The following is a 9,412-nucleotide window of genomic DNA, read 5'->3' as shown; positions in this document are numbered from 1 at the left end:
CTTTGCTACCGAATGAATTCTTCGTGTATTCCACGTTGTTTTCGTTTCGGCAACAGAGAATAACTATACATAGGTTTTCAGGTTCGCACAAATCGGGTGGCCACGTTCTAGGTCACATTCAGATCCCTGTTCTAATCTGGGCTTATGAGCGACCTTCAAACACTCCTTGGATACCGTGAACCAATCTTTAACGCATCGATGGCCGGAGCCGCTGGCGGTAAGCTTGCCGCCTCAGTGAGCGCAGCCGGCGGGGTTGGGATGATCGGCTGCCCTGCTTCACCTACCGAAGAATGGATCTCTACTCAGGCAGCACATCTTGCCTCAACTGATTCTCCCTGGGGTGTTGGTTTCATGGCTTGGTCATTAGAAAACGATCTAAGTCCATTAGAAGCGTTCCTTAACTACGACCCCTCGTTGGTCGTGCTGAGTTTCGGAGATCCCACGAGAAGTGCCGCGCTAGCCCATGAAGCTGGGGTACTGACCGCCATGCAGGTTGGAAACGCCACGGATTTAGCTCGCGCGATGCACGATGATATCGATATTGTCATCGCCCGCGGCGGTGAGGGAGGCGGACATGGCCGAAACGAAGCAGGAACACTTTCACTACTTCAGCTAGCTACCGCGCAGAATCGTAAGCCCGTCATTGCAGCTGGTGGCATCGGAACCGCGCGGGGTGTTGCCGCTGGCCTATCGGCAGGAGCTGAGGCAGCTTGGATAGGGACACGCTTTTTGGCATGTACGGAATCCACCGGGCATCAGAACGTCAAGGCTGCGGTACTGGCAGCCGGGCTAGATGACACCGTCTACACCCGAGCATTTGATATCGCCCAGCAACTGCCTTGGGCAGAGGAATTTGGCGGTCGGGCATTAGACAACGACTTCAGTCAACGCTGGGCCGGGGATATCGCTGGGCTTCAAGCCGCTGCCGGTGATCCCCTGCGTGAGCAGATGCTGACTGCCCGCGCGCAGGCGCAGGTTTCCATGGCCCCCGTGTATGCCGGCGAAGCGGTGGCGTTCGTCCACGGCGAGCAAAGCGCTGCACAGATCATAGAGGAACTAGCGCAATTCCGGCAGATCTTGGCACAGACCGCCCGGCGCTTCGGCTAATTAGATCGGCTGGTTGTCGATCAACCGCACGCCGCCAACCTTTGCCGCCACCAAAATTAGGGCTTCACCGGTAAAGGGCGTGTCTTGGCAGATGAATGCCAGCTCTTGGAGGGTATTGGGATCCACCACTACAAAGTAGTCGAGCTCTACAGACGGTTCCATTTGGAATAGGCCCAAAGCATCGTCGATATTGAGCGGTTCATGGCGTGCCGCGCGTGAAGCAATTAGTTCGATCGCGCGATGCAGTACTAATGCTGCTTCCAACTGTTCGGCGTTAAGCAATGCGTTGCGGCTAGAGAGAGCCAGCCCCCTAGCGCTACGCACGATTGGCACCGAACATAATTCCACTGGGTAATCCAGGTCTGCCACCATCCGCCGAATCAGCGCCAGTTGCTGTGCGTCCTTCTGCCCAAAGTAAGCGCGATATTCGCCCTGCCGAGGGTCCGCTAGATGTAAAAGTTTTGCAACGACGGCGAGCATGCCATCAAAATGTCCGGGGCGTGAGGCACCTTCATACATTTCACCCAATATGCCGCTGTGTAACTGAATGAGCGGTTTGCCAGCATGGTAGATTTCCTCGGCCGGTGGCGCAAAGACAATGTCAACCCCGGCACGCGTGGCCATGACAAGATCGGTATCCAGGTCTCGCGGATAGTTGGCGTAATCCTGCGCATCATTAAACTGCAGCTCGTTAACAAAAATCGAGATGACAACCAGCTCGTTTTCGGCACGCGCCTTGTCAAAAAGACGCTCGTGGCCTTCGTGCAACGCCCCCATCGTTGGAACAAAGCCCAAGGACTTCGGGTTGGCGTGCGCAATCGCAGACTTCAGCTCTTCGCGAGTATGAACAATCATCGGGGTCATCACGGACTCTATTCTAGAACCTGCAACAATTCTTGAAGAGTCGCCTGAGAAATTCGGCCAAGCGCCGCGGCCCGCATGGCGGTAGCCCGGGACAAACTACGGTAGCTGTCTTGGGTATCTTGTTGGTCTTTAGCCATCGACGTCAGATGCGCCTGCACGGTACCCACATCGCCTCGGGCCACAGGTCCGGTCAACGCTAAAGCCCCGGAGCGTAAGGCGTTGTCCAGGCTCGCACTCATCAGAGCACGCAAGGTGGCTGAGGGATCTTCCACGCCAATGCGGCGCAGCATATCCGCCGATTGCGCGGTAATAGTATTTAGATGATTTGCCGCATGCGCCAGCGCCGCATGGTAGCTAACGCGATCTTGCTCGGCAATCACCACCGGCTCCCCACGCATCTCCACTACCAGCGCCTGCGCGACCGGGAGCATGATTTCATCTGCGGTGACCGCAAAAACACAGTCGGTCAGTCGGTGCAGGTCCATAGACATCCCGGTGAAGGTCATCGCCGGGTGGATCGCCAGGCCGAAGGCACCGGCGGCTATTGCAGGTTCCAGAATCCCAATGCCATAGCGTCCCGCGGTGTGCGCCACCAGCTGCCCGGTGACAAAGTGGCCACCTGCGGCTAGCCCCTGGACGAGTTCGCCCAGCACGTCATCTGGGACCGCAAAGATCACCAGCTCGCTGCGTCGCAAGATTTCGGCCGGATCGAGGATTTGAACGCCCGGAAGCAGTGCATCAGCACGCTCGCGTGAGGTTTCGGAGACCGCGTGGACCCCGGTGATTCGGTGCCCAGAGGCCGCCAGTGCGGCTCCAAGAACAACTCCCACCTTCCCGGCGGAGATGATTCCAATACCTAAGCGTGGTGCGTCCATGGTGTTACCTTTCAACCTGGCGCTTCGCTTGCACCGCAAAAAATTCGCTGGCTACCGACGCGTCTAGCTGATGCAGGTATCCAATAATCGTGCCACCGGCGCTATAAAGCCTCACCCCGGCAAGATCGTGGCGACGCTCCCACGGACCCTGTTGCCAACCCATCCCTTGGATTCTGTTGTGCGGCACAAAGGCTGCACTGCGCGAAAGCCAGCCGAAGCGGGTGATGACACAATTTTGTGTTGCAAGAAATGCCTGATGTTTCCAAGCTCCCGGGGAGAGCGTTTTAGCTCGCACCGGTGAATTGATAAAACCGTGTGTGGTGCCGGTGGTGATGGCAGTCAACAGGACCTCACGCTGATTCTCCGCGCTGAGGTCCGGCAACAAGATCCCCATCACCTGGGTGACGGCGTTAAAGTCGCCGACCGGAAGCACCAAGAGGTTTGAAAATTCCTCATCACCCACGCCCAGCGCATTGACCTCTACCCGGTACCAACCAAGTAGACGCCAGAAGGCCGGCGAGCTGACCTGGATCGACTGCACGCGCCCGGCGGGCAATGACTGTTGTTTGGTATCGGCCAGCCCATGACTGATCCGCAATCCGGTATCTGTGGCGCTGGCGCTGAAATTCCAGGAGTTGTTCAGTTCTTTGTAGAACCAACCGCCGAAGCCGAGCAGAATCGGCAGCAAACCGGCAACAAATGCACCGTTGCCGGTGATGCTCACGATCCCCACGCTTAGCGCTCCGAGTAACCCGATGATTGTCGGCACGCGCAACAGCAAGGAAGCAAGCAGGCGCCCGGCCGGCACCTTGGCCATCAGCGGAACTGGTTCCGCGGCCGGAGGCTGTTCCACATCTTCGCTAGGCGCGGCTACTTCTCCCTGGGCCAAGGCCAGGATTTCGGTACGCAACTGGTGCGCGTGGGCCTTGCGTAAAAACGACAGGCGCATCACCGAGGCTGAACCGTCGGCCACATCAAAGCGCAGCTCGGCTAATCCCAGCAGGCGCGCCACCAAAGGTTGGGCGATATCGATACCCTGCACCTTGTCGATGCGTGCCTGTTTTTGACTGCGGAAGATCATTCCGGAATTCACGTAGACATGAGTTTCGCTGATCTTATAGCGGGTGAAATACCACGACAGCGCATAAAAAATGAGCACCAATAGCAGCGCTGCCGAGCCGATGGCCACGGTCCAGGTCAGCCGGCTACCAGAGAACCGGTCCGCCCAGGACAGTTCATCGGTATTTTGCCAGTACACCCACAACAGCCCGACGATGGCCAGCCAGCCGTGCACGAAGGGACTTGCCGGGTGTACTCGCTGCCACTGATTCATAGCTGGTTCGCCTCGCCGGCCGCGACCAATCGTTCACGAAGCTCTTCACCGGTTTCCGCCCGCAGCCCCGGGATAACCGCGGTGGCCGCGCCGGCTGCGGTATTCAGCGTCAGCTTACACAGACCGTAACGGCGTTCCACCGGGCCAGAGGTCACTTCCACATATTGCATCCGCCCATAGGGAATGACCAGTTGTTTGCGCCACAGCACTCCGGAGCGCACCACTAGATCCTCGGTTCGTTCTTGGTAACCGAGGGCGCGAACCTGACGGCGCAGGATGCGCAAAACCAGCAGGGCAATTCCGATGACGAGTACCGGGGGCACGATCACCAGCCACCAGGGCGCTGGGAGGCCGAACAGTCGCAGGATTAGCGGCAGTAGCGCGACCAACAGGTAGCAGCTGCTCTGGATCGACCAGTTGACCAGCTTGACCTTAAAGTAGTCGGGGTCTACCGCAGTGAAATTATTCGGTAACGATTCCATCGGTGTTTTCATCGGTGTCCTCGGGCGGTAGTTTGCAAAGGTGCTGAACGATGTAGCCGATGATCACCATCAGTATCCCCGATCCGGCGAGCACCAGCGCACGAGTCAGCGTGGGGCTAGGTCCGGAAACGAATACTAAGGTAATCAGCGGGGCCAGGTGCCAGCCTGTTATTAATGCGCCGGCATAGGCTGCGGCCTGTGCGAGCACTAGGGTACGTGCGGCGGCTATCGGATCAATATGTGATCGGCCCAGCGTTGAGCGTTTGACCCGAATACCCAGAAAAAGAATGACCGCGCACACCGCCCCGAGGGAAAACAGTGCCGTGTAGTCCAGCACCGGGGAGAATCTGCCCGCGGCCGTGAGCAGGCGTAACGTTACCCAGCCCAGCACGCCGCCAAGCAGCATGCACCAGATCAGCGTGCGCAACTTAAGCCGGTTCATAGCCTGATGATGTCCTTGGTATCAGCGGCTGACTGCGCGAGCCGGGAAACCAGCTGTCCGTGCAGTACCGCATCGGCGTCCATCCAGCTCCACGGGGCCAGCACAAATCCGCGAATATGCGCCCGCGGGTGAGGTAAGGTCAAGCGCTCATCATCTAGTTCAAGCTGATCGTAGGTGATCAAGTCCAAATCCAAGGTGCGCGCTTCCCAGCGCACCTGGCGGGTACGGTGATGATTCGCTTCGATACGCTGAGCTAAATCCAGTAGTTCGTGAGGCCCCAGGGTGGTGCGCACCTTGATGACCTGATTGGTGTAATCGGGCTGATCCGGTGGTCCACCCACGGGTTTGGTGATCGCCACCGGGGAGGTTTGCAACACCTGAACATGCTCGGCAAGTTCGGCGATCGCCGCGCGCAGGGTGCCTTGGCTATCGCCGAGGTTAGCGCCCAGCGCAATAATCGCGGTGTGCAACTGCTGGTGGCGAGTCAAGGCGATGGACACGTCTGAGAAAGGCACCGGGATCGGCGCTTGTGGTTTGTGCACCACCACATCCACGGTTGCCACCGTGGGCCAGGTGCCCAAAATTGCATCTGCTATCTGCAATCCGAGCTTTTCAATGAGATCCCAGGGCCCGGCCTTAATCTGCTCGACAACCAGCTGGCTCACCGCCCCGTAGTCCACGGTGTCAACAACATTGTCGCTGAGCGCGGCGCGGGTGATGTCCACGTGGAGCACGACGTCGATGCGGAATTCTTGACCCTCGCGCTTCTCGAAGTCGAAGACTCCGTGATAGCCGGTGGCGCAAATTCCGTCGATACTAATTCGATCCATAAGCCTTCACGACTTCCAGCGCGTCGCGGCTGCCCGCCACATCGTGCACGCGCACCGCCCAGACGCCGTCGCGGGCTGCCAGTGCGGTGGTAGCCGCGGTGGCTCCATCGCGTCCTAGTGGTTCGCGCGGGGTGCCACCGTCGGCCAGCAGTTCGCCGAGGAAACGCTTGCGGCTGGTGCCCACCAGCACGCGGTGACCTAGTTCTTCGACCGCCGCCAGATTCGCCAGCAACGCCCAGTTATGCGCCGCATCCTTGGCGAAGCCCAGTCCGGGATCGATGATCAGCTGTTCTGGCTTGACGCCCTTGGCCACAAATTCGTCGCGCAGGGTACGTAGTTCGGCCACCACCTCGGTGACCACGTCGGTGTAGTTCGCCTGGCGCACCATATCCGCGGCGGTACCGCGACGGTGCATGAGTACGTAGGGGACACCGGTTTCTGCGATCAGTTCGGCCATACCCGCTTCATAGGTCAGCCCGGAAACGTCGTTAATCAGGTGTGCGCCGGCCGTAATTGCCGCGCGGGCGGTAGATACGTGCATGGTGTCCACGGAAATCACCGCACCGGCTTTGGCCAACGCCTCGATGACCGGAATGATCCGCGCCTGCTCCAGAGCTGGATCAACATCCTTGGCTCCGGGGCGGGTGGATTCACCGCCGACGTCGATAATGTCCGCTCCGGCGTAGAGCAGCTTCAGACCGTGATCCAGCGCCTTGTCGATGGCCAGATACTGCCCGCCATCGGAGAAAGAATCCTCGGTGACATTTAAGATTCCCATCACCAAGGTACGCCCGGTGGGCAGCTCGGCGAAGGTTTTGCGCTTCGACTTACGGACCACGGACAACGGGCTGGTGTTCGGGCCGGTGCCCGGGATAGCTCCAAGTGACATAGGTTTTACCTTCCGAGGATTAGGCTCATGGCTTCGGCACGCGTCGCGGTTTCACGCAGCTGGCCGCGCACCGCACTGGTGACCGTCTTCGCACCGGGCTTGCGTACCCCGCGCATCGACATGCACATATGCTCACATTCGATCACGACGATCGCGCCGGAGGGTTCCAGATGTTCTACCAGCGCGTCAACGATTTGTGTGGTCAAACGTTCTTGGACCTGTGGGCGGCGGGCGAAGACCTCGACCAGGCGCGCCAACTTACTGAGCCCGGTGACCTTGCCACCCTTGCCCGGAATGTAACCAATATGCGCGGTCCCGTAAAACGGCACCAGGTGGTGCTCGCAGGTGGAGTAGAACGCGATGTCCTTCACCAACACCATCTCATCATGTTCGATGTCAAAGGTGGTGGACAGGTGCTCGGCGGCGTCCTGATGCAAACCGGCAAAAAATTCTGCGTAGGCCTTCGCTACCCGCTTGGGGGTATCGAGCAAACCGTCACGGTCCGGATCTTCGCCAATGGCTTCAAGGATTTCGCGGACCGCGGCGGCGATACGCGGCTGGTCGATCTTCGTCTCTTCAATCACGACTTCGATACTAGTCGGTTGACTGCGCCGCGCGCTCCTTTGGGCTTAATATCGGTCCTTCTTCGTGGACCGGACGCGCATCATTGCTCAACCAAACCTCACGCTTATCGCGCTTAACCAGGTCGACGAACAGATCCGCGATTTCTTTCTGGTTCAGCGTTTCGCGCTCCAGCAAAGCCAAGGCCAAACGGTCCAGCACGTGACGGTTGGCGGTCAACGCCGCGTATGCGTCGTCGTGCGCCTGCTCGATGAGCGCACGCACCTCCTCGTCCACCAGGTGGGCCATCTCGTCGGAGAACTCGCGGGTGGCCGTACCCATGCCCTGTGCGGCCGCCGAGGAAGCCAAGCGCACCGCGCCAACCTTCTCGCTCATGCCGTACTCGGTGACCATCTTGCGGGCGGTATCGGTAGCCTTCTCGATATCGTTGGACGCGCCGGTGGATGGATCGTGGAAGACGATCTCCTCGGCGACGCGGCCACCCATGGCGTAAGCCATCTGGTCCAGCAGTTCGTTACGGGTCACCGAATACTTATCGGATTCCGGAACCACCATGGTGTAACCCAGTGCGCGGCCACGCGGCAAGATGGTGATCTTGGTGACCGGTGCGGTCTGGTTCATCGCCGCGGCGACGAGCGCGTGGCCACCCTCGTGATAGGCGGTGACCTTACGTTCGTGCTCGTCCATCAGGCGGGTACGCTTCTGCGGTCCGGCCATGACGCGGTCGATCGCTTCGTCCAGCGCACGGTCATCAATCAAGTTTGCGTTCGAACGGGCGGTCAACAGCGCCGCTTCGTTCAGTACGTTGGCCAAGTCGGCACCGGTGTAGCCCGGGGTCTTCTTCGCTACCGCATGCATGTCCACGGTCTCATCCATTGGCTTGCCCGCCGAGTGAACCTTCAGAATCTGCTCACGGCCGGCCAAGTCAGGTGCTTCCACCGGGATCTGACGGTCAAAACGTCCCGGGCGCAGCAGCGCCGGATCAAGCACGTCCGGACGGTTGGTCGCGGCGATCAGGATGACGTTGGTGGAGGCATCAAAGCCGTCCATCTCGACCAGCAGCTGGTTCAGCGTCTGTTCGCGTTCGTCGTTGCCGCCGCCGATGCCAGCACCACGGTGCCGACCCACGGCGTCGATCTCATCGACGAAGATAATTGCCGGAGAGTTGGTCTTAGCCTGTTCAAACAGGTCACGCACGCGTGAGGCGCCAACGCCGACGAACATTTCAACAAAGTCGGAACCCGAAATTGAGTAGAACGGGACCTGCGCTTCGCCGGCTACAGCCTTGGCGAGCAGGGTTTTACCGGTACCCGGAGGACCGTAGAGCAGCACGCCCTTAGGGATCTTCGCGCCCAGGGCCAGGAACTTCGCAGGCTCTTGGAGGAACTCCTTAATTTCGTGAAGTTCTTCCACCGCCTCGTCCGCGCCGGCCACGTCCACGAAGGTCACCTGTGGCATGTCCTTGGTGATGAGTTTCGCCTTGGACTTGCCGAACTGCATCACCTTCGAGCCGCCACCCTGGCTACGCGCCAGAATGAACCAGAAGATGCCTGCGATCAGGATAAAGGGGATGATAATGCCGAGCATCGACAGCAGCCAGTTGTTTTCTACCGGCTGATCGGTGAACTTGGCAAGCTTGGCTTCGTTCATCGCGTCGACCACTTGATCGGCGCGGGGAATGGAGTAGTAGAAGGAAACTTTCTTTCCCTTGTCCACCCCGTCGACGTTTAGCGCGTCGCGCAGGGTCAGGTCTACTCGCTGATCTCCGTCGAAGATCTTCGCTTCGGTGGCGTTACCGCTGGTAAGTTGGTTCAGCCCTACCGAGGTATCCACGCTTGCCGAACCGTTGCCAAATACCATCGGCAGGAACAACACCATTGCGGTCACACCGACCAGGACCCAAATGATCCAGCTGTTAAAAATCTTCTTAGTTTTCATCGATCCGAAAGGTCCCGTACCTTCCGCATCCCCCTCACGCGTTCTGCCGGCGTCCGGGCAACGCCACCTT

Annotated in this window: 10 protein-coding genes; 1 reads left to right on the top strand and 9 read right to left on the bottom strand. The window is 59.2% G+C overall.

Translation table 11 applies throughout. The features are described from left to right. Positions 1-144: 144 nt before the first annotated feature. On the top strand, positions 145-1,107 hold the full coding sequence (locus IEX04_RS04535; protein ID WP_188684005.1) for an NAD(P)H-dependent flavin oxidoreductase: 963 nt from the start codon (positions 145-147) through the stop codon (positions 1,105-1,107). Here the strand turns inward: IEX04_RS04535 and panC are convergent, their stop codons facing one another. The 9 genes from panC to ftsH are packed head-to-tail and all read right to left on the bottom strand — an operon-like array spanning position 1,108 to position 9,342. After that, positions 1,108-1,971 carry a pantoate--beta-alanine ligase gene (panC, locus tag IEX04_RS04530; RefSeq protein WP_188684003.1) on the bottom strand — a complete coding sequence of 288 codons (864 nt, stop codon included), beginning with the start codon at positions 1,969-1,971 and terminating at the stop codon, positions 1,108-1,110. A gap of 8 nt (positions 1,972-1,979) precedes the next feature. Continuing rightward, the gene (locus IEX04_RS04525; protein WP_096254296.1) at positions 1,980-2,846 is read right to left on the bottom strand and encodes a Rossmann-like and DUF2520 domain-containing protein; all 867 of its coding nucleotides are present in this window, start codon (positions 2,844-2,846) and stop codon (positions 1,980-1,982) included. Positions 2,847-2,850: 4 nt separating this feature from the next. Next, positions 2,851-4,179 (bottom strand): PH domain-containing protein, encoded by a 1,329-nt coding sequence (locus IEX04_RS04520; protein ID WP_188684001.1) that lies wholly within the window; start codon positions 4,177-4,179, stop codon positions 2,851-2,853. Then, positions 4,176-4,661: a PH domain-containing protein gene (locus tag IEX04_RS04515; protein ID WP_229676990.1), complete on the bottom strand. Its 486-nt coding sequence runs from the start codon at positions 4,659-4,661 to the stop codon at positions 4,176-4,178. Before IEX04_RS04515 ends, IEX04_RS04520 begins: the two co-directional genes overlap by 4 nt. Continuing rightward, complete coding sequence (locus tag IEX04_RS04510) at positions 4,642-5,103, bottom strand: DUF3180 domain-containing protein (RefSeq protein ID WP_096254299.1); 462 nt, start codon at positions 5,101-5,103, stop codon at positions 4,642-4,644. The genes IEX04_RS04515 and IEX04_RS04510 overlap by 20 nt, the downstream gene beginning before the upstream one ends. Beyond that, positions 5,100-5,933 carry a 2-amino-4-hydroxy-6-hydroxymethyldihydropteridine diphosphokinase gene (folK, locus tag IEX04_RS04505; RefSeq protein ID WP_096254300.1) on the bottom strand — a complete coding sequence of 278 codons (834 nt, stop codon included), beginning with the start codon at positions 5,931-5,933 and terminating at the stop codon, positions 5,100-5,102. Before folK ends, IEX04_RS04510 begins: the two co-directional genes overlap by 4 nt. Beyond that, the gene (gene folP, locus IEX04_RS04500; RefSeq protein WP_188683992.1) at positions 5,920-6,822 is read right to left on the bottom strand and encodes a dihydropteroate synthase; all 903 of its coding nucleotides are present in this window, start codon (positions 6,820-6,822) and stop codon (positions 5,920-5,922) included. The genes folK and folP overlap by 14 nt, the downstream gene beginning before the upstream one ends. Positions 6,823-6,827: 5 nt before the next feature. After that, positions 6,828-7,406, bottom strand: a complete 579-nt coding sequence (folE, locus tag IEX04_RS04495) for a GTP cyclohydrolase I FolE (RefSeq protein WP_096254302.1) — start codon at positions 7,404-7,406, stop codon at positions 6,828-6,830. A 10-nt stretch (positions 7,407-7,416) separates the two neighbouring features. Further along, on the bottom strand, positions 7,417-9,342 hold the full coding sequence (gene ftsH / locus IEX04_RS04490; protein WP_096254303.1) for an ATP-dependent zinc metalloprotease FtsH: 1,926 nt from the start codon (positions 9,340-9,342) through the stop codon (positions 7,417-7,419). Between the last annotated feature and the right edge of the window lie 70 nt (positions 9,343-9,412).

Source organism: Glutamicibacter ardleyensis, from assembly GCF_014644555.1.
GTDB lineage: Bacteria > Actinomycetota > Actinomycetes > Actinomycetales > Micrococcaceae > Glutamicibacter > Glutamicibacter bergerei.
The sequence above is the reverse complement of the archived record's forward strand: the minus strand, read 5'-3'. Positions and strand labels throughout refer to the sequence as shown.